Origin of the sequence: Pseudoalteromonas sp. SCQQ13 (genome assembly GCF_015864415.1) — a bacterium.
Taxonomy (GTDB): Bacteria; Pseudomonadota; Gammaproteobacteria; order Enterobacterales; family Alteromonadaceae; genus Pseudoalteromonas; species Pseudoalteromonas nigrifaciens.
This window is the reverse complement of sequence record NZ_JADYXG010000007.1, coordinates 137,461-158,014: the sequence shown is the minus strand read 5'-3', so window position 1 is coordinate 158,014 and position 20,554 is coordinate 137,461. Positions and strand designations below refer to the sequence as shown.

The following is a 20,554-nucleotide window of genomic DNA, read 5'->3' as shown; positions in this document are numbered from 1 at the left end:
TCAATTAGTATAAGTTGCTTGAGTATCGGCGGCGCTTATGGAAGAATTCAGGCTTCAAAAAACAAACTATTACTAAGGGACAATGATATGCGCATTATTCTTTTGGGCGCGCCGGGTGCAGGTAAAGGCACTCAAGCTCAGTACTTGATGGATAAATACGGTATTCCACAAATTTCGACTGGTGATATGTTACGTGCAGCAATTAAAGAAGGCACTCCACTGGGTCTTGAAGCAAAAAAAGTAATGGATGCAGGCCAGTTAATTTCTGACGATATTATCATTGGTTTAGTAAAAGAGCGTATTACTAAAGCTGATTGCGAAAATGGTTTTTTATTAGACGGTTTCCCGCGCACTATTCCACAAGCTGATGCGATGAAAGAAAATGGCGTAGTGGTTGATCACGTTATTGAATTTGATGTTGCTGATGAAGTGATTGTTGAGCGTATGGGTGGACGTCGTGTTCATCCAGGTTCTGGTCGTGTTTATCACGTTGTTTATAATCCACCAAAAGTGGCAGATAAAGACAACGAAACAGGTGAAGAGCTTATTATTCGTGCAGACGATACTGAAGAAACAGTACGTAAACGCTTAGGTATTTACCATGAGCAAACTATGCCATTGGTTGATTACTACCAAGCAGAAGCTGCTGCGGGTAACACCCAGTATCATAAGCTAGATGGTACACAAGCTGTTGATGCTATTAGCAAACAGTTAGGTGAGCTATTAGGCTAATTTACAGTCCTCTATTAAATAAAAACCGCTAATGTAAAATTTAGCGGTTTTTTTGTGCAGAGTTTAGGTTAATTTAAAGTGCCTTTAGTTTTTCAATCACGCTGGCGTATTCTGGTTCAGTTGCAAGGTTACTCACTAATTGCTTATAAACCACGTTATGGTTTTTATCTAAAATAAGTACAGCGCGTGTTAGTAGCCCCATATCTTTAATTATAAATCCATACTTCTGACCAAAGTCGTGCCATACCGAATCAGAAAGCACAATTACCTTATCTATGTTCTCAGCTTTGCAAAAACGTTTTTGCGCAAAAGGTAAATCGCTACTAATGGTCAACATGGTTATGTTTGGAAATTGTTGTGCTACTTTTTCGTTAAAGTGTTTAGTTTGTAGGCTGCAAATACCGGTATCTAAACTAGGTACTACGCTAATCAAAACGGCTTGGCCTTTATACGCACTCAATGTAACAGGGGTAAAGTTAGCGTCGACCACTTTAAACTCTGGTGCGCTATCGCCTACAGCAACTCCCTTACCTAATAAAGTAACAGGTTTACCTTGTGCGGATACTTTGCCAGCATCAAGCGTGTTTTCGGTATAATCGGCAGCAAAAGCCACAGAACTAAATGCACTTAATGCAAAAATTAACGAGCGAAACATAGGGTATTTCCTTTTAGATTCAGGCTGTAATAGCGTTAAGTGTATTATACTGCGAAGTGCTCACCAAGCAGAAGAAGTAGATGCTTTTATTTATTAATCAAAAATTGTAAACAAGGTATACTTTGATATAACATACATATGTAAAAAATATGTATATAAAAAACAATAATTAAACCTTTATTAATGCAGTTTGATACCTATAACAGGGTCAAAATAGAGAGAGAATATGTCAACATCGGTACTAATATGTGATGATTCAAAATTAGCTAGACGCCAACTAGCTCGATCTTTACCAGTGGATTGGGATATTAAAATTGAATTTGCGCATGACGGTGTAGATTGTATAAACCAAATAAAAAAAATACAGCCAGAAATTCTTTTTCTTGATTTAAATATGCCAGAAATGGATGGTTATGAAGTACTCATAGCGATACGAGAGCTTGGTCTTAATGTGCTCACTGTGGTGGTTTCTGGCGATATTCAGCCGGCGGCACATGAGCGCGTATTAGAGCTAGGTGCAATTGATTTTATTCAAAAACCTTGCTCCGCAGAAAAGCTAGCCACTATTATTGAACATCATGGCATTAAAGACAAAGCAATGCGAGAGCGCCTTGCGCACTCGTTAGGTGAGCAGGTAGACCCTGATGTACGAGATATATACCAAGAGCTTACTAACGTGGCCATGGGGCAAGCAGGCGACCTACTCGCAAGGTTACTTAATGTATTTGTTAAGCTGCCCATACCTAATGTTAATATTCTAGAAGTAAATGAGCTTGATATGGCGCTGCGCTCAATTGATAACAGCACCTCAACCTCGGGTATCTGCCAAGGCTTTATAGGCGGCGGTGTATCAGGGGAAGCATTACTACTTTTAAATGACTCGAGCTTTAAAGAAATAGCATCGCTAATGAACTACGACGGTGAGCTCAATGAAAAAGTAGAGCTAGAGCTGTTAATGGATATCAGTAATATACTTATTGGCGCTATTTTAACTGGACTCTCAAAACAACTTGATATGACATTTAGCCAAGGGCATCCCATAGTACTGGGTCAGCATAGAGATGTATCAGAGCTGGTTAAATCTAACAAACCACGTTGGCAACGTACCTTAGCAATCGAGATAAGTTACGGTATTGAAAACCACAATATAAATTGCGATTTGATGTTGTTATTTACCGAAGACTCACTAAAAACTTTGAAGTACAAAGTTGCCTACCTATTAGAAGATTAACGATTATGTCAGCTGATTTAAATATGAATGAAATCCATTGGTTAATGGATATGTTTAATACTGTTGATGTGGGCCTAGTGGTGCTCGACAGAGAATATAAAGTGTGTGTATGGAATGGTTTTATGGAAAATCATTCTGGATTATTGCCAAGCGCAGTTAAACACAAAGACTTATTTGATTTATTTCCCGCAATAGATGAAAAGTGGTTTAGAAGTAAATCTGAATCCGTGTTTGTACTAAAAAACCGCTCGTTTACAATTTGGGAACAGCAACCTTATATCTTTCGTTTTAAAAACTATCGGCCAATTACCGGCAAAGCTGATTATATGTACCAAAATGCCACCTTTATTCCACTAACAAATACCCGTGGTGATGTTGAGCATATATGTATTATTATTTACGATGTAACAGATGTAGCCGTTAATAAAAAAGAACTCGAACAGTTAAATAAAAAGCTTGAGCAAGTTAGTCAAACCGATAGCTTAACGCAGCTAGCTAACCGAGGGCACTGGGAACATACGTTACGCCAAGAGTTTTTGCGTACTAAACGCAGTGGTGGTTGCAGTACTTTATTAATGTTTGATATTGACCACTTTAAAAAAGTGAACGATGAGTACGGCCACAGTTGTGGTGACGAGGCATTGCGTCATATTGCAAAATTACTAAAAGGCACATTGCGCGAAACAGATATAGCAGGGCGCTACGGTGGTGAAGAATTTGCTATCACCTTACTCGATACTGATAAACAAGGTGCGACGATAATAGCCGAGCGTTTACGTGAACTAATTGCGGCAACCCCGGTGGCTTACAAAGATCAGCTAGTGAGTATGACGGTTAGTATTGGCATTGCCTCTTATAGTAATGAATTTAAAAACCATGAACGCTGGATTGAGGCTGCCGATAAAGCACTTTATAATTCAAAACACAATGGTAGGAATAGTATTACTATGTTTGACGATATAAAAAATGACGCCTAAGCGTCATTTTTTATATCGGTTAGTTAACGCGAGTATGCAGCGTTGCTTAATAAATCTATTATCCATAACCTAGATTATTTACTCTGTAGTGTGGCGATAATCATCTATTGGACATTGACTAAGAATAGAAACTTCACCGCTACTCGACTCTTGCTCTAGTTTTACTTTAAATCCCCATAAACGGTAAAGATGTTTAAGTACTTCATCGTGTGAGTTAGCGAGCGGAATATTATTGTGCGGCACATAACGTAATGTAAGAGATCTGTCGCCTCTAATATCAACATTATAGATTTGAATATTAGGCTCGTGATTACTTAAATTATATTGCGCCGATAACGCCTCTCTCACTGCTTTATAGCCATTATCATCATGGATAGCACCTATTTCTAAATGAGGGTTATTTGTATGATCAACAATAGTAAATAATTTAAAGTCACGGATCAGTTTAGGTGATAAAAACTGGCTTATAAAACTTTCATCTTTAAAGTTTTGCATAGCAAAGTGCAGCGTGTCGAGCCAATTACTGCCAGCATACTGCGGGAACCAGCGTTTATCTTCCTCTGTTGGCTGCTCACAAATACGGCGAATGTCTACCATCATATTAAAGCCCAGAGCATAAGGGTTTATACCCGAGTAATATTGGCTATTATAAGGTGGTTGATAAATCACATTAGTGTGGCTTTGTAAAAACTCCATCATAAATGAATCAGTCAATTTTCCTTCGTCATATAAGTGATTCAAAATAGTATAATGCCAAAATGTAGCCCAACCTTCATTCATCACCTGGGTTTGTTTTTGCGGATAAAAATATTGCGATATTTTACGTACAATCCGAATGATTTCACGCTGCCATGACTCTAGCAATGGCGCATTTTTTTCAATAAAGTATAAAATATTTTCTTGTGGCTCTTGTGGAAAATGACGCTCATGCTTTTTAGCTTCTTGTTGTTGAGCTGGAATAGTGCGCCACAACTCGTTTACTTGTGATTGTAGATAGTCTTTTCGTTCTTGCTGGCGCTTTTGTTCTTCAAATAATGAAATACGTTGCGGGCGCTTGTATCTGTCTACGCCGTAATTCATTAGCGCATGACAAGAGTCGAGCAGGGTTTCTACCTCAGTAATACCGTATTTTTCTTCGCAGCGGCTAATGTACTTTTTAGCAAACAGTAGGTAATCGATAATTGAGCCGGCGTCGGTCCAGGTTTTAAATAAGTAATTCCCTTTAAAAAAAGAATTATGCCCATAACAAGCATGCGCCATAACCAGTGCTTGCATGGGCAGGGTGTTTTCTTCCATTAAATAGGCAATACACGGATCGGAGTTAATGACGATTTCGTAGGCTAATCCCATTTGACCGCGTTTATAATTTTGCTCAGTTTGAATAAACTTTTTACCGTATGACCAATGGCTATAGCCTATAGGCATACCAACGCTAGAATAGGCATCCATCATCTGCTCAGCGGTGATCACTTCAATTTGATTAGGGTACGTGTCTAAGCGATAGTGCTGTGCAACACGGGCTATTTCATCACGGTACTGGGCCAATAACTCAAAAGTCCAATCTGGGCCATCACTTATATGTTTATCCTTCATATTTACTACCTCGCTTAGGCTATGCAGCCCCTTGCTGCTGACGACCTTTTTTAAATAGCTCTCTAAAAATAGGGTAAATATCCTCAACGCTTTGAATATGTTGTATGGCAAAATTAGCATGGCTTTGGGTTATGTCTTGATACTCGCGCCATAAACTTTGATGCGCCCGTGTGGTTATTTCTATATAGGCAAAATAGCGCACTGCGTTTAATAATTTATTACGCAAAATTTGTCCACATTGCGGTGTGTCGTCTGCCCAGTTATCACCATCAGACGCTTGCGCGGCATACACATTCCATTGTTCAGAGTTATAACGCGCTTTAATTATTTCGTCCATGAGTTTAAGGGCACTCGAAACAATCGTGCCGCCGGTCTCTTGGGAGTAAAAAAACTCTTGTTCGTCAACTTCTTTAGCTTGCGTGTGATGGCGAATATATACCACTTCAATGTCTTTATAGCTGCGTGTTAAAAACTGATATAGCAAAATATAAAAGCGCTTAGCCATGTCTTTTGTGGCCTGATCCATAGAGCCAGACACATCCATAATACAAAACATCACAGCTTTGCTGGTAGGGTGAGGGCGTTTTTCGTAATTACGAAAACGTAAGTCGTAATTATCAATAAAAGGCACTGCCTTAATTTGCTTTTTAATCAGTTCAATTTCACTACTTAACAGCACAATAGCAGCTTTATCAGGATGTGCTTGTGCAAGTAAAATAACTAACTGAGCTTCAAGCTCTGCTAATAAACGCTTTTTACCTGCGCTCATGGCCACACGCCGTGCTAACGAGCCTTTGAGTGAGCGTACAATATCAATATTACTTGGCATACCATCGCTGCAAAAACCAGCGCGATGAGTTTTCATTTGTACTAGTTTGTCGAGCTGATTTTCTTGCAAGTTTGGCAGCTCTAAATCCTCAAACAATAAATCTAAATATTCATCCTTTGAAATCGAAAATACAAATTCGTCTTGGCCTTCTCCCGAGTCGCTCGCTTCACCGCCTCCTGCGCCACCACCTTGCCCACCTTTAGGGCGCTCTACTTTATCGCCAGTAGAGAACTGATCGTTCCCTGGATGTATTTGTTCTCTATTGCCGCCTTTTCCTTGATGAAATGTAGGTTCGCTAATATCGCGTTGCGGAATAGAAATACTCTCTCCCGAACTTGCGTCGGTGACACTGCGTTTATTAATCGCATCAGAAACCGCTTCTTTAATTTGTTTTTTATAGCGCCTAATAAAGCGCTGGCGATTAAGCGTGCTTTTATTCTTTGCGTTTAATCGCCTATCTATAAAATGCGCCATTAATTACCTCCTAAACTACCAATATGAAGGTTATTGCGATTTTCTAACCCGTAAATACCATTCAGATAACAACCGCACTTGTTTTTGTGTGTAGCCTTTTTCGACCATACGATTAACAAAGTCTTCGTGTTTTTGCTGATCCTCGGCAGAGGTTTTGGTATTAAACGAAATAACGGGTAGCAAATCTTCGGTATTAGAGAACATTTTTTTCTCGATCACGGTGCGCAATTTTTCGTAGCTGGTCCACAGTGGGTTTTTACCATTATGGTGCGCTCGAGCCCTAAGCACAAAGTTTACTATTTCGTTACGAAAATCTTTTGGATTAGAAATACCCGCTGGCTTTTCTATTTTTTCAAGTTCTGCATTAAGGGCATCACGGTCAAATAGTTGGCCAGTATCGGGGTCGCGGTATTCTTGATCTTGAATCCAAAAGTCGGCGTAAATAACATAACGGTCAAAAATATTTTGTCCGTATTCAGAGTACGACTCTAAGTATGCGGTTTGCAGCTCCTTACCAATAAACTCCACATATTGCGGAATTAAATAGCCTTTTAAAAAGCTCAAATAACGCTCTTCGGTATCAGATGCAAACTGCTCACGCTCAATTTGTTGTTCTAACACATAAAATAAATGTACTGGATTCGCAGCAACCTCTAGGGTGTCAAAATTAAATACTCGCGATAAAATTTTAAAAGCAAAACGGGTAGAAAGTCCTGTCATACCTTCATCAACCCCAGCATAGTCTCGATACTCTTGATACGATTTAGCTTTAGGGTCGGTGTCTTTTAGGGTTTCGCCGTCATACACTCGCATTTTTGAAAAAAGGCTCGAGTTTTCAGGCTCTTTTAATCGTGATAGCGTTGAAAACTGCGCTAAAATTTTAAGTGTTCCCGGGGCGCATGGCGCGTTGTACAACTCACTGTGTTGAAGTAGCTTATCGTAAATTTTAATTTCTTCGGTAACACGTAAGCAATAAGGAACCTTAACAATATATACCCGGTCTAGGAATGCCTCATTGTTTTTATTGTTTTTAAAAGTTTGCCACTCAGATTCGTTAGAGTGGGCTAGTATCATGCCGTTAAAGGGCAGAGCACTAATACCTTCAGTACCGTTGTAGTTACCCTCTTGGGTGGCTGTTAGCAGAGGATGCAGTACCTTAATAGGCGCTTTAAACATCTCAACAAACTCCATTAAGCCCTGGTTTGCTAAACATAAAGATCCAGAGTAGGCGTAAGCATCGGGATCATTTTGTGCAAAATGTTCTAGTTGGCGAATATCTACTTTACCTACTAGTGCCGAAATATCTTGGTTGTTTTCATCCCCAGGCTCAGTTTTGGCAATCCCTATTTGATTTAAAATAGAAGGGTAGCGCTTAACCACTTTAAATTGACTAATGTCGCCGTTAAATTCTTTTAAGCGTTTTCCGGCCCAAGGCGACATAATAGTTTTCAAATAGCGTGGTTTAATGCCGTATTCTTGTTCAAGTAATTTAGCATCTTCAATCGGATCGAATAATGACAGCGGGTGGTCGTTTACAGGGGAGCCTTTAATAGAATAAATGGGTACTTGTTGCATCAAGTATTTCAGTTTTTCGGCAATAGATGATTTACCACCACCAACCGGACCCAATAAATAAAGAATTTGTTTACATTCTTCTAGGCCTTGAGAGGCGTGTTTTAAATAAGAAACAATTTGTTCGATGGCATCTTCCATACCATAAAAATCAGCAAAGGCAGGGTAGCGTGCTACTACACGATTAGAAAACAATCGACTTAAGCGTGCGTCTGTTGCTGTGTCTATCATTTGTGGCTCGCCAATTGCCATTAGTAGACGCTCAGGAGCACTTGCGTAGGCAGATTTGTCGGTTTTACAAATATCTAAAAACTCAGCAATACTGTACTCTTCTTCTTGTCCAGCTTCATATCGTGCTTGGTAATGATCAAAAATCGTCATAAAGACCTCCAAAACCCACTTTAAAAATAGCTTAACTTCTTAAAGTCTAGTCACGATTTTGAATTTTTGTGCAATAAAATTAAAAATTTATATTAAAAATTATGATCTTGACTTTTTAATATAAGAGGTACTTGTACAAGGAGGTGGTAATTTACCAAGCATAAAAAAAGACGCCGCAGCGTCTTTTTAAATTTAGCTTTTAAGGGCTAATTAAGCGAAGTTAGCGTTCGCGAATTCCCAGTTAACTAGCGACCAAAAACCTTTAAGGTAATCTGGACGAACGTTACGGTAATCGATGTAGTAAGCGTGTTCCCATAAATCCACAGTTAGGATTGGAGTAACACCATCATCAGTTAATGGTGTAGCAGCGTTAGAAGTGTTAACTATGTCTAGTGAACCATCAGCTAGTTTAACTAACCAAGTCCAGCTAGAACCAAAGTTATTAACTGCTTTGTCGTTTAATGCTTCTTTAAATGCATCAAAAGAGCCCCATTTAGCATTGATTGCATCAGCAACCGCGCCAGTCGGTGCACCACCGCCATTTGGCGATAAACTGTTCCAGTAGAACGTATGGTTCCAGATTTGTGCAGCGTTGTTAAACACGCCACCGTCTGATGAACATACGATTTCTTCAAGAGATTTGTTTTCAAACTTAGTGCCTGGGATCAAACCATTAAGTTTAACAACATAAGTGTTGTGATGTTTACCATGATGAAACTCAAGAGTTTCTTTTGAAATATGCGGCTCAAGTGCATCAATTGCATATGGTAGTGACGGTAGTTCAAATGCCATTTTTTATCTCCATCTTCTTTTAGTTAATAGTCCATTTAGTAATACGTAATGCCTGTTGGAACAGGCCAGTTATCTATACCAAACGGGAATATAGTGTTACTATAATTGTTGAGTATTCTACTCAAGTTTTAGCAAACAGCAATGCTATTGCTAAAGACTATTTCAATTGCGGCTTTATTTGCCCATTTTAAGTTATAGATCTATGGTCTCACTGAGTTATTTTCAAGGCCTTAGGTATATTAAATTATCGTCATTTTGAGGTTGTAGATGGAAACCATTGATAAAATTAAACAGCAAATTTCAGAAAACCCAATAATCCTTTTCATGAAAGGATCGCCTAAGTTGCCTAACTGTGGTTTTTCTTCACAAGCATCGCAAGCGTTAATGTCATGTGGTGAACCATTTGCATATGTTGATATTTTACTTAATCCAGACATTCGTGCTGAGCTTCCTGCTTATGCAAATTGGCCTACATTCCCACAGTTATGGGTAGATGGCGAATTAGTTGGTGGTTGTGATATTATCATCGAAATGTTTCAGCGTGGTGAATTACAACCATTAATTACTGAAACAGCAGCTAAATATAAAGAAGCTGACGCAGAATAATATCTCGATAAGCACGCTTTTTAAGGTGTATTGATACAAAATTTTGCTAAAACAATAAAACCACTTTTATAGTGGTTTTATTGTTTTTTATTAATCGTTTCTTATCGATAAATTAATCATTAAAAACTTACCAGCCAAACCAAATTAGACGTGCGTAAATGCTGCAACATTAGCTTTTAGACTTAAAAAGTTGAGTAGCTCAGCAATAAAATACCTACTAAAAGCCAACATCAAAGCACCACATTAAAACGCTTTACCCCACTGTAAGTACTTTATTTATTGCTTGAATAAAATACAGTAATACTTAGTCCATAGAAAAATGATCTAATGAGGGTCTGCCTTTTGCTTTTGCGCGTTTTAAACCTAAATAACAGGCTAAATTACATAGCAATTGCAATGTAATTATTACCCCACAAATAATAATAAAATTGTTCAAAGTGGCTGTTGTATTATTCATTATAAAAAACAGCGTGATCAATAACTGCCATACCAATGCTGTATTTAAATAGCGCAATAAAATCTGCTTAAAGTGAGTATGTTTAAAGGTACTCAAAATTAGAAAAACAAGGCTAACGATTAACACTAACCAGCCCGCAGTTAAACAAAAGTAGGCAACTGTATTTTGCATTTTAATCCTTAACTCTTAACCCTACTAACCACATATTAAAATAAACGTATAAAAGTAATATTAAGCGTGTGCCATTATTAGCTCTTTAGCATTTGCTTTTGCTGTTTTACTTATATTATCACCCCCTAATAGGCGTGCTATTTCGTTAACTCTGCCATCTTTGTTTAAAGGCTGCATATGGGTAAAAGTTTCTCCATTTGCTATTTCTTTAGCAACAAAAAACTGTTGATGCGCACTGCTGGCTACTTGCGGTAAATGGGTAACACAAATCACTTGGGTAGACTTACCTAATTGACGCAATAACTTACCAACAGCAGAGGCCGTTGGGCCGGAGATCCCCACATCAACTTCATCAAAAATAAGGGTAGGTGTTGTGACTTTTTGCGCAATAATTACCTGAATAGCTAAACTTATACGCGACAGCTCACCACCCGATGCAACCTTTGCTAATGGTTGTAATGGTTGTCCTGGGTTAGTTGATACTAAAAACGATACATTGTCGTAGCCTAAGCTATTTGGTGCGCGTTCGGTTTCTTGAGTTAGGGCAATTTCAAATATGCCGTTTTCCATTGACAGGTTTGCCATGCTGTTACTAATTAAGCGGTTTAGTGTATTAGCATACTCACGGCGGCTTTGGCTTAGCTGTTCACTAGCATGTTGATAATGGCTAAGTGTGTTTTCAATTTCAGATTCTAACTGCTCTAAGCGAGAGCTGTTATTGCTAATAGACTCGAGTTCTTGACTAATAGCTTGATGAAACTCAACCAATGCCTGTGGTTTAATATGGTGTTTACGCGCTAAATCCATAGCGCCGCTTAATCTGTTTTCTACCTCCACCAAGCGAGCAGGATCTAAATCGGCCTGCTCAGTGTAACTGCGCACTTCTCGGCTAGCTTCTTCTACTTGTACTGCGGCCTCTGCAAGCAATGTAGCTACACTTGCTAATGTTTCGTCATATTGTGCCAGCTCAGAAAACTGTTGCGCGCTGTGTTGCAATAACGAACAAGCATTTTGCTCATCACTTTCGTATAAATGCTGTAACTCACGCTGACACGTTTCTAAAATCGTTTGGCTATTACTTAACTTGTAATGCTCAGCTTCTATTTGTTCAAACTCACCTTCTTGTAGGGCAAACTCGTTAAGTTCTGCTACTTGGTATTCTAATAGTTGTTTTTGCGCAGCTTGCTGCTGCTGTTGTTGTTGTAAGTGTTTAAATTCTTTTTGTAAATTAGCAAATTGCTTATAGCTTTGGCTAACGCCACTGACCAAATTATGATGTCCGGCATAGGCATCTAGTAGCTGCAGTTGATGCTCGGCTTTTAACAAGTGTTGGTGGGCATGTTGGCCATGAATCGAAATTAAATACTGGCCAAGCTCTTTTAGTTGCGCTGCTGTTACAGCGCTGCCATTAATGTAGCTTTTGCTGCGGCCATTTTTACACACCACGCGGCGCAATAAACATTCGTTATCGGCGTTACTCAACATATTTTGTTCTAAAAAAGCATGAGCGAGGGGTAAATTACTTAAATCAAATTGCGCGCATACTTCCGCTTTATCTGTGTTTGGGCGCACAGCTGAGGCTTCGGCGCGCTCGCCTAAACATAGCGAAAGGGCATCAATAGCAATCGACTTACCCGCACCCGTTTCACCGGTAATTGCGGTCATGCCGTTTTGCCACTCTGTACTTAAATTACTTACAATTGCGAAATTTTTAATTTCTAAACCAATTAACATACTGTTTATCCATCCAGTCAATTGACTGTTAATTTATACAGTGTTTTGGTTTTTTGCAAATTAAATTTTTATGACTTACGCAATTTCTTCATCTTGAATAATTTTAGAATGGCTATTAGTTTCGCTTGTTTCGTCAGCATTATTAATATTATCAGCGAGTTGTTCTATGTCTTCTGTTTTAATATTAACAATAAGGGCGGGTAAAATAGTTTGATAAAAAGTCTTGTTATATAAAATACCTTGCAAGGGAAGTTCCGCTACAAAGTACTGGATATTATCGACTAAATTTTGAGAAACATTGCTTTGATAAGTTTTAATTAACTCGTTCGACAGTATATTAATAAGTAAATCGGCAGTACTTTCTAACTGGTTTAGGTTTTCATCCGTGTGAGCTTGCACCACAAAAAAATTGCTTACAATGGCTTGTATACGTGGCAGGTATTTGGGTCGGATAAGCTTAGCGTCAAGTAACTCATTGAGCTTTAGCTTTAAGCGAGTATTAACTTGTGATACTCGAGCATTAAAAAGCTTTTTTTTCGCTTCGATTGCTTTTTTACGGTTATTTTCAACAATTAAATAACTAGCTAATAATGTAATTAATAATAATAAAGCAAAAAAAACAATATAAGTCATTGCCGCACAATCCTGATTTGGTTAGCTATTTTATAAAAAATATATTTTGCTCTAAAGCACGATACTTAGCAATAAAATTAGTATAAACGACTGCCCCAATTGAGCTTTTGGCGTAATACGTTGTAATAAGAGTAATTTTTAGGATGAATAAGGCGCAGCTTTTTATCGGCTTTTTTAATGACTACCTCATCACCAGGTAAAACGGCGAGTACCACATGGCTGTCGCAGCTAACTTGCAAACTATCGGTGTTCTCAAGGCTTAGTTTTAAGCGTACTTCGTTATCGGCATCAACTACCAGAGGTCGGCTCGATAAAGTATGTGGAAACATAGGCACTAGCGCTATTGCGTTAAGCTCAGGAGTAAGAATAGGGCCGCCCCCCGATAGTGAATAAGCAGTTGAGCCGGTAGGGGTAGATACAATAAGTCCATCAGAGCGCTGAGAAAACACAAAGTCGTTATTTATAAAGGCTTCAAACTCAATCATATGCGCTACTTTGTCGGCATGTAAAACGGCTTCGTTTACAGCCGAGTTTGCACTTTTAAGTTCGTTATGACGATACACTTCTACTTCGAGTAAGAAGCGCTTTTCTTCAACATACTCACCGCTGAGTACCTGCTCTAAACTGGCTTCGAAACCCTCGGGGTTTAAATCGGTTAAAAACCCAAGGTTGCCTCGGTTTACACCTATAACGGCTATATCAAAGCGTGCTAATACACGCGCTGCGCCAAGCATATTGCCATCGCCACCTACTACAATGGCCAAATCAGCTTGTTCACCTAAGTCGACCAGTTTAACTAACTTATTTTTTGGTATATCAATAAGTTGGCTTCCTGTGCGTTTTTCTACAATAACTGTAAAACCAAGCGCAAGTAAAAATGTATGCAGGCGCTGCAAGGTTGCCGCCGCATCTGGATGATTTGGTTTACCAATAAGGCCGATAGTGCGAAAAGGAGAATCCATAATAAATACACAGCAAGTTTTAATATTTGTAGAGTAACCTAAAACAGAAGTGTTTGAAAATACAGATCGTTAGCAATACTGCAATGAATTAATCTTGCAGCTCATTAATTTACGTGCCGTGTAGCTAATGACTTGAAATTAAGAAGCTCTGCCCCGATATAAAGCACATGAGACAAGATGCAGTAACCATGAAACTAAACCCACGAGATCAACAAATTTTTGCGGCTGTAATGAGCACGTATTGTAATGGTGAAGGTTTACCTGTGCCATCAACAAAAATTGCCAAGCTAAAAGGTATGGCAGTTTGCTCAGCTACAGTACGTAATGCCATGGCACGTTTAGAGAAAGTGGGCTTGCTCTACTCACCCCACACATCAGCGGGGCGCGTGCCAACAGACTACGGATTTGATTATTGGTTTGAGGAATTTTTTGCACTCGCCGACATAGCTAATTACTGGCAACCTGCGCAAACACAATTAGTTGAATTAGCGCATGGTTTAAGTCAGCGTTATCAGGTGTGTTGTTGTGTTGGTTTGCCACAGGTACGCTCGCAACAAGTATTTAGAGTGGAAGTGCTCGATTTTGATTCCACGGATTGGTTAATCTTATTAATAGACAGAGCAGGGCAAAGTCATAACATTTGTATTAATAAGCCCGATGATGCAAGTGATACTGTGCGTTATCAGTTTGCCACGTGGTTAAATACGGTATTTAGCCAACAAACCTTAATAGAAGGCTTGTACCGTATGCAGGCAATGGCTAATACTGCACCGCGTAACTGTCATGATTCACTCAACCAATGGACGCGTGAACTAAGCCAAAAGCTTGGCTCTGATAATAGTATTGTGGTTGGTGAAAACTATTTGTATAAACAAATAGATTGCGAGCAAAGCCTAAACATTGGGGTGTCTTTTTTAAATTTTGTCGAAGACAAGCTAGTATTTAAAAATGGGGTGTCGGTACTTAATACTGAAAACCTACCTTTTTCAGAGTGTAACGAATTGATTGTGATTAGCTTGCCGTACTTTCAAAATCAAGAATATCAGAGTCGTTTTTGTGTAATTTGTCCAAAATCAGCGCCAATCGAAAAAATAATCCAAGAATTTAAATTAATTGAGACATCTAACTCTTGAATCTTTTAATTCAATCCCCATAATTACCGCAGTTGTAAAGAATTGGAGCACATATTTATGTCTGAGCAGAGACAAAACCCAGAACAAGAAGTAGAATTAAACGAAGACCTAGCAAAAATGGAAGCTGATGTTGAAGCCGCTGTACAAGCAGCAGAAGAACACGCAGAGCAAGAGCAAAGCCCTGAAGCCGAAATTGCAATGTTATATGCAGAGCTTGAAGTAGCAAAGCAAACAATAGCAGATCAAAAAGACGGTGTAGTTCGCGCCGCTGCTGATGTTGAAAACATGCGTCGTCGTGCAGCACAAGATGTAGAAAAAGCACATAAATTTGCATTAGAGAAGTTTGCTAACGAATTACTCCCGGTTATTGATAACTTAGAGCGCGCAATTGAGTTTTCTGATAAAGAAAACGAAACGCTAAAACCTGTGCTAGAAGGTATTAGCATGACGGTAAAAAGCTTTAACGATGCTGTTGCAAAATTTGGCGTTGAAATTGTTAACCCACAGGGTGAGCAGTTTAATCCAGAGTTTCATCAAGCTATGTCAATTCAGCCAAGCAACGATGTATCGCCAAATACAGTATTAGCGGTAATGCAAAAAGGCTACACCTTAAACGGACGTTTATTGCGCCCAGCTATGGTTATGGTATCTAAAGCAGCTGACGCTTAAGTTGTTATTAATGATTTAAAAAATGCCTCAATTTGAGGCATTTTTTTTGCTATTTAAATAGTGAACCAATTGCACTAAAACAGTTAGTATTACAGCACCAAACATCAAGCTTGAAAAAGGCACGGCACTTTTAGCATGTAGTATAGCTAATAGGGGGCCGACCAAAGCACCGCTACCAAAGCGTAACGTACCAATAACTGCGGTTGCTGTGCCTGTATTTGCTTCAAACTTCATTAAAATAAGTGAGTCAGCATTACTGGCTATTATGCCTAAGCTCATCATAAGTGGTGCAATAGCACCAACAATAAAGTAAAGCGACAGCTGCATAATACTAAAAGTAAGTAACGCAGCGCCCGAAAGTAAGCCAAATATTAATCCGTAGTAGAGCATTTTACGAGAGCCAATTCGCGGCACAATACGAGTATTTAAAAAATTCCCAAACATAAGTGCTATAACGTTAAATGCAAACAAAATGCCAAATAACTGCTCTGATACTTTAAATAAGTCTAAATATACAAACGGTACTGAGGTTAAAAAACAAAAAAATCCAAACGATACAAACATAGAGCTTAAAATGTCGGCACGTGCATCTTTGTTACTCAGTATTATTTTATAACTATTAAAAAATAATGGCAGCCCTTTAAGGTCATTTTTAAAAATAGGAATGTCGATTAAATACACATGCACAAAAGCTAAAATAATAAAGCTGTAGGCCGCTAAAATTAAAAAGATGGTAGACCAAACAGAAAACCCTAAAATAAGCGAACCAATTGAAGGTGCAAGTAATGGCGCTACCATCATAATCATCGATACATAAGACATACCTTTGGCGGTGTTTTTTTGGTAAATATGCCTAATTATCCCAGGAACTACCACGGTTGCCGCTGCACCGGTAAATGCCTGTACGGTACGCAAGACCCAAAATGCATATATATCGGTAGTAAAGGCAAGTGCTAATGACGTTATACCAAATAAAGTTAAGCCAATTTTAGCCAATTTACGGCGACCAATTTGATCGGCAATAGGGCCAAAAAATAACATCCCTAATGCATAGCCCGCTAAATAAATACTTAACGATATTTGTACGTTAGGCATACTGGTTTGTAAGTCGCCCGCAATAACTAACATTGCCGGTAAATACATATCAATAGCTAAAGGCGTAATTGCCACAATACTAGCTAGTAAAGGCAATAAAATACGGGTGTTAAAAGACGAAGCCGATGCAGGCATGTATAAACTCAATCATTACTAAACAGGATGTATAGTGTAACAGGGCATGCTGATTGGATAAACTTAGTTTGCCTGCTAAGTTAATTGTAATGGGTAAATAACCTGAGATCCGGATAATAAACCTATCTCGAGCAGCTATTTTCAGCGCTAACTGCGTTGAATTTACTTGCAATAGGCCAGCTATTGACGCGTAAATTTGCCTTATTTTCACTGAAAATCTCTGGCTAGAGAAAATAAAATTAAATATAACTATGATTCAATACGTTAGTAAATCTCTTAACCAGAGTTCAGGTTAAATAAACAACAAAATTTTATTGTTACTTGCTAAAAAGCAATTATTTTAAACTGCGGTGGTATTTGCTATTCTAGCGCTAACAAAAAATATGATTTGAGGGAATATAATGAAAAAACTCGTGATAGCTATATTAGCTACTGCAGTGCTGGCTGGCTGTAAAACATCACCAACAGGGCGCACCCAAATTGCGCTTTATTCTGATCAACAAATGAGTGAAATGGGCACAGCCAGTTTTGCTGAGATGAAAAAAAATCAGCCAATCAATAAAAATCCACAAACTAACGCGTATGTAAATTGTATTGCCGAGCAAGTAGTGGCTGTTTTACCTAAGCAGTACGCTTCGCAAAAATGGGAAGTAGTGGTATTTGAAGACGACTCAGCGAATGCGTTTGCATTGCCAGGCGGTTACATTGGTGTGCATACGGGGCTGCTAAAAGTGGCTACTAACCAAGACCAAGTGGCTACAGTGCTTGGCCATGAAGTAGGGCATGTAATTGCAGAGCATTCGAACGAGCGTGTATCGCAAAGCTCAATGCTACAAACCGGCATGCAAATTGGCGGTGCAGCTCTTGAAATGGGTAATGTTGGGTATCGTAACGAAATTATGCAGGGTTTGGGCTTGGGTGCACAATACGGTGTTGTATTGCCGTTTAGTCGTTCGCACGAATCAGAAGCTGACGAAATCGGCTTGGATTTAATGGCGCAAGCTGGTTTTGATCCAAAAGAGTCAGTTACTTTATGGCAAAATATGAGTAAAGCGGGTGGTGGCGCAACACCTGAGTTTTTATCAACTCACCCAGCACCAGCAAGCCGAATTAAAGACTTGCAAGCACAAATGAGCCAAGCTTTAGGTGAGCAAAAAACAGCAAGAGCACAGGGTAAAAACCCACAATGTAAGCTGTAATTTAGTTTAACTACAAATAAAAACCCTGTAAGTAATTTACTTACAGGGTTTTTATATTCAGTGCTAATCTTTATTTATTGAGTAAAGAGCTATTAGGGAGTCCATATAAGACCCTAGTTAAAGCTTAAAAAGTCCACTCAACATGAAGTTGTGGTACCGATTCTGTAACATCAGTGCCAAATTTGTTATGCCAATATTGCCACTCCATCCCTAGCAACAGAGTGTTTTCTTTCATTTCAAGGGCATGGCCTAAATCCCAGGTAATAATAGGCTGCGCTAAAAACCACGCACGCACATCTTGACCAAATTCATTTTCACGCTCAGCAATGTACTCAACATGGCCCTTTACATTAAACTTTTGCGTGCCGATCATAAAAGGGTAATCAAACGCAACATCAAACATCCAGCTATTAGTTTCTATAGGTGCACCACCTTTTGCTACGCCTTCACTGTCATCAATGTAGGCAGTTACCAATGTCTGAAAAAAGTTAAAACCAGGTACATCCCAGCTTAATTTAACACCCGGTAAATATTTCATTACCTTGGCGTCTCCTGCTACGTTAATACCGGCAGTTAAACCAACATCAATTAACGCGCCTGAACCAATCTGTTGGCCGGTAATAGCTGATAGGCTAACGGTTGAATACCATTCGCCATAAAAATCACGGTCTTGAAAACCGTCTTCAAGGTCGTCTTTACTGTAATCAATAAAGAAAAAATTATCGCCGTAATCATAACCAGATGCGTGCTGAATTGAATACACAGCGGTATCTGACTCTTGCTCTGTGAATGGATTTGTTTGCTCGCCATAATTAATGTGTAGAGCAGTACTGCTCCAGTTAGCAGCAATAGCAGAGGTAGATAAAGCGCAAGTGCTTAAACATAAAGCGGGAAGTAATTTTTTTAGTTTCATAATACTAATTAGTGTGACACGCGGGAGCGCTATTATAAGCAAAGGGGAGTGGTTTGTTAATTATTATATTACTGTGTTGTAGCTTAATCACTAAGCTACAACACAGTAACGTTAATTTATGCTTTATTTCTGCGCAGACAAATAACCGCAATAGCACTAAAAGCTAATATAAAACAGTAATAAGAAGAAGTTGATACTTCCCATGGGCTAATTTTAAATGTAGCTCCAAGTAGCAATGCTTGCGCGCCATAAGGCAGGGTCCCTTGCGTTACGCAGGCAAATATATCGAGCAAACTAGCCGAGCGTTTACCAGTAATATTACCATCATCAGCAAGTTTTTTAGCAATTGGGCCGGTAACAATAATAGACACGGTATTATTAGCAATACACATATTGCTGGCCATTACTAACGCCGCTATACCGAGTTGGTCAGCCACTTTTCGATGCCACTTAGCAATCACTTTAGTAATTGCTTGGATTTTTTTCGCTATGTAATCCAGGCCACCATTAAGGCGAATAAACTCAGAAAGACCACCTATAAACATCGACAGCAAAAATATTTCTTGCATGTCGGTAAAGCCTTTATAAATATCTTTTACAAAGCTGGCGCCTTCATAGCTACCAGTAAAGCCCATAAGTGCAGCAAAAACAATACCGCTAAGCAAAACTACAAATACGTTAAAGCCCATTACCGCAAGCACTAAAATAAAGGCATAAGGCAACACTAATAAAATGTCGTAATCTTTGGTTTCAACAACTTGTGCAGCGGGTGTTAAATATAACAACAACGCAATTGTAACAATGGCGGCCGGAATAGCTATTTTAAGGTTTTCTTTAAACTTATCTTTCATTTCACAACCCTGAGTACGGGTGGCCGCAATAGTGGTATCTGAAATAATCGATAAGTTATCACCAAACATCGCGCCCGACACTATAGTACCGGCCATGAGTGCTGGATCTATGCCGGTTTTAACCGACACTGCATACGCTATAGGGCCAATGGCACCAATAGTTCCCATTGAAGTACCCATGGCGGTGGAAATTACGGCGGCAATTAAAAATAATCCAGGGAGCAATAAAGAAGGTGGAATAATTGACAAACCAGCGTTAACAACCGCATCAACGCCACCTGTGGCACCGGCAACAGCAGAAAACGCACCCGCTAATAAGTAAATTAAACACATGGTAATTATGTTGTTATTACCTACGCCTTTAATAAAGGTTTCGACGCTTTGGTTTATTGAGGTTTTATTTAAAATGAAAGCCAGAATAATGGCGGGTAAAATAGCAACAGGTGCAGGTAATTGATAAAAAGCGTAATCAACCCCTTGTGATTGTAAATATAAGCCTGAGCCTAAAAATATCGCTACAAAGGTAAGTAGGGGAAGCAAAGAAAGTATTGCTTTATTTTTGTTAAATGATGGCTGCATCATATTCCTCGTATTATTGAAAAAAGATCACAGCCAAAAACTCCTCTTTTAGCTGTGTTTAGCGAATCCTCCACTGTACTTAAACTAGGAGACCACTGCGCCCGCAAGCCAAAGACCAAATCGACGCTGAAAAGAAGTTTAAATGTATAGACGGCTAAAGTAAACTGGTATTATTACTTAA

Annotated in this window: 18 protein-coding genes; 7 read left to right on the top strand and 11 right to left on the bottom strand. The window is 39.0% G+C overall.

Annotated elements, in window-relative coordinates:
• Positions 1–87 precede the first annotated feature (87 nt).
• Positions 88–732 carry an adenylate kinase gene (gene adk / locus I6F41_RS07870; RefSeq protein WP_011327892.1) on the top strand — a complete coding sequence of 215 codons (645 nt, stop codon included), beginning with the start codon at positions 88–90 and terminating at the stop codon, positions 730–732.
• Positions 733–805: 73 nt separating this feature from the next.
• Here adk and tpx read toward each other — a convergent pair whose 3' ends face one another.
• Positions 806–1,387, bottom strand: coding sequence for a thiol peroxidase (tpx, locus tag I6F41_RS07865; RefSeq protein WP_011327893.1), 582 nt, complete (start codon positions 1,385–1,387; stop codon positions 806–808).
• Positions 1,388–1,613: 226 nt separating this feature from the next.
• On the opposite strand from tpx, the gene I6F41_RS07860 reads away from it, so the two are divergent.
• Together I6F41_RS07860 and I6F41_RS07855 are read left to right on the top strand one after the other, a co-directional pair.
• Positions 1,614–2,618, top strand: coding sequence for a response regulator (locus I6F41_RS07860; RefSeq protein ID WP_011327894.1), 1,005 nt, complete (start codon positions 1,614–1,616; stop codon positions 2,616–2,618).
• 5 nt (positions 2,619–2,623) lie between these two features.
• Complete coding sequence (locus I6F41_RS07855; protein ID WP_197108079.1) at positions 2,624–3,595, top strand: sensor domain-containing diguanylate cyclase; 972 nt, start codon at positions 2,624–2,626, stop codon at positions 3,593–3,595.
• Positions 3,596–3,673: 78 nt separating this feature from the next.
• Here I6F41_RS07855 and I6F41_RS07850 read toward each other — a convergent pair whose 3' ends face one another.
• The 4 genes from I6F41_RS07850 to I6F41_RS07835 all read right to left on the bottom strand — a co-directional run bounded on the left by I6F41_RS07850 (position 3,674) and on the right by I6F41_RS07835 (position 9,236).
• Positions 3,674–5,188 (bottom strand): SpoVR family protein, encoded by a 1,515-nt coding sequence (locus tag I6F41_RS07850; protein WP_041454394.1) that lies wholly within the window; start codon positions 5,186–5,188, stop codon positions 3,674–3,676.
• Positions 5,189–5,207: 19 nt separating this feature from the next.
• A complete protein-coding gene (locus I6F41_RS07845; RefSeq protein WP_011327897.1) occupies positions 5,208–6,491 on the bottom strand; it encodes a YeaH/YhbH family protein in 1,284 nt (427 codons plus the stop codon).
• A gap of 30 nt (positions 6,492–6,521) precedes the next feature.
• Positions 6,522–8,444, bottom strand: a complete 1,923-nt coding sequence (locus I6F41_RS07840; protein WP_011327898.1) for a PrkA family serine protein kinase — start codon at positions 8,442–8,444, stop codon at positions 6,522–6,524.
• 210 nt (positions 8,445–8,654) lie between these two features.
• Positions 8,655–9,236, bottom strand: coding sequence for a superoxide dismutase (locus I6F41_RS07835; protein ID WP_011327899.1), 582 nt, complete (start codon positions 9,234–9,236; stop codon positions 8,655–8,657).
• 267 nt (positions 9,237–9,503) lie between these two features.
• On the opposite strand from I6F41_RS07835, the gene I6F41_RS07830 reads away from it, so the two are divergent.
• Positions 9,504–9,842, top strand: a complete 339-nt coding sequence (locus I6F41_RS07830; protein WP_004335359.1) for a Grx4 family monothiol glutaredoxin — start codon at positions 9,504–9,506, stop codon at positions 9,840–9,842.
• Positions 9,843–10,530: 688 nt separating this feature from the next.
• Here the strand turns inward: I6F41_RS07830 and recN are convergent.
• The 3 genes from recN to nadK form a co-directional block, all read right to left on the bottom strand.
• The gene (recN, locus tag I6F41_RS07825; RefSeq protein WP_011327901.1) at positions 10,531–12,204 is read right to left on the bottom strand and encodes a DNA repair protein RecN; all 1,674 of its coding nucleotides are present in this window, start codon (positions 12,202–12,204) and stop codon (positions 10,531–10,533) included.
• Between the two features lie 75 nt (positions 12,205–12,279).
• A complete protein-coding gene (locus tag I6F41_RS07820; RefSeq protein WP_089368105.1) occupies positions 12,280–12,837 on the bottom strand; it encodes a hypothetical protein in 558 nt (185 codons plus the stop codon).
• A 77-nt stretch (positions 12,838–12,914) separates the two neighbouring features.
• Positions 12,915–13,799 carry an NAD(+) kinase gene (gene nadK / locus I6F41_RS07815; RefSeq protein ID WP_011327903.1) on the bottom strand — a complete coding sequence of 295 codons (885 nt, stop codon included), beginning with the start codon at positions 13,797–13,799 and terminating at the stop codon, positions 12,915–12,917.
• Positions 13,800–13,966: 167 nt separating this feature from the next.
• On the opposite strand from nadK, the gene I6F41_RS07810 reads away from it, so the two are divergent.
• Together I6F41_RS07810 and grpE are read left to right on the top strand one after the other, a co-directional pair.
• Positions 13,967–14,932 carry an HrcA family transcriptional regulator gene (locus tag I6F41_RS07810; protein ID WP_041454395.1) on the top strand — a complete coding sequence of 322 codons (966 nt, stop codon included), beginning with the start codon at positions 13,967–13,969 and terminating at the stop codon, positions 14,930–14,932.
• Between the two features lie 57 nt (positions 14,933–14,989).
• Positions 14,990–15,601 (top strand): nucleotide exchange factor GrpE, encoded by a 612-nt coding sequence (gene grpE, locus I6F41_RS07805; protein WP_011327905.1) that lies wholly within the window; start codon positions 14,990–14,992, stop codon positions 15,599–15,601.
• Positions 15,602–15,628: 27 nt separating this feature from the next.
• Here grpE and I6F41_RS07800 read toward each other — a convergent pair whose 3' ends face one another.
• Positions 15,629–16,831, bottom strand: a complete 1,203-nt coding sequence (locus I6F41_RS07800; protein ID WP_182677029.1) for a Bcr/CflA family efflux MFS transporter — start codon at positions 16,829–16,831, stop codon at positions 15,629–15,631.
• A 401-nt stretch (positions 16,832–17,232) separates the two neighbouring features.
• On the opposite strand from I6F41_RS07800, the gene I6F41_RS07795 reads away from it, so the two are divergent.
• Positions 17,233–18,030 (top strand): M48 family metallopeptidase, encoded by a 798-nt coding sequence (locus tag I6F41_RS07795; RefSeq protein ID WP_011327907.1) that lies wholly within the window; start codon positions 17,233–17,235, stop codon positions 18,028–18,030.
• 124 nt (positions 18,031–18,154) lie between these two features.
• Here I6F41_RS07795 and I6F41_RS07790 read toward each other — a convergent pair whose 3' ends face one another.
• Positions 18,155–18,943: a nucleoside-binding protein gene (locus I6F41_RS07790; protein WP_182683246.1), complete on the bottom strand. Its 789-nt coding sequence runs from the start codon at positions 18,941–18,943 to the stop codon at positions 18,155–18,157.
• A gap of 116 nt (positions 18,944–19,059) precedes the next feature.
• Complete coding sequence (locus I6F41_RS07785) at positions 19,060–20,373, bottom strand: Na+/H+ antiporter NhaC family protein (protein ID WP_182683336.1); 1,314 nt, start codon at positions 20,371–20,373, stop codon at positions 19,060–19,062.
• Between the last annotated feature and the right edge of the window lie 181 nt (positions 20,374–20,554).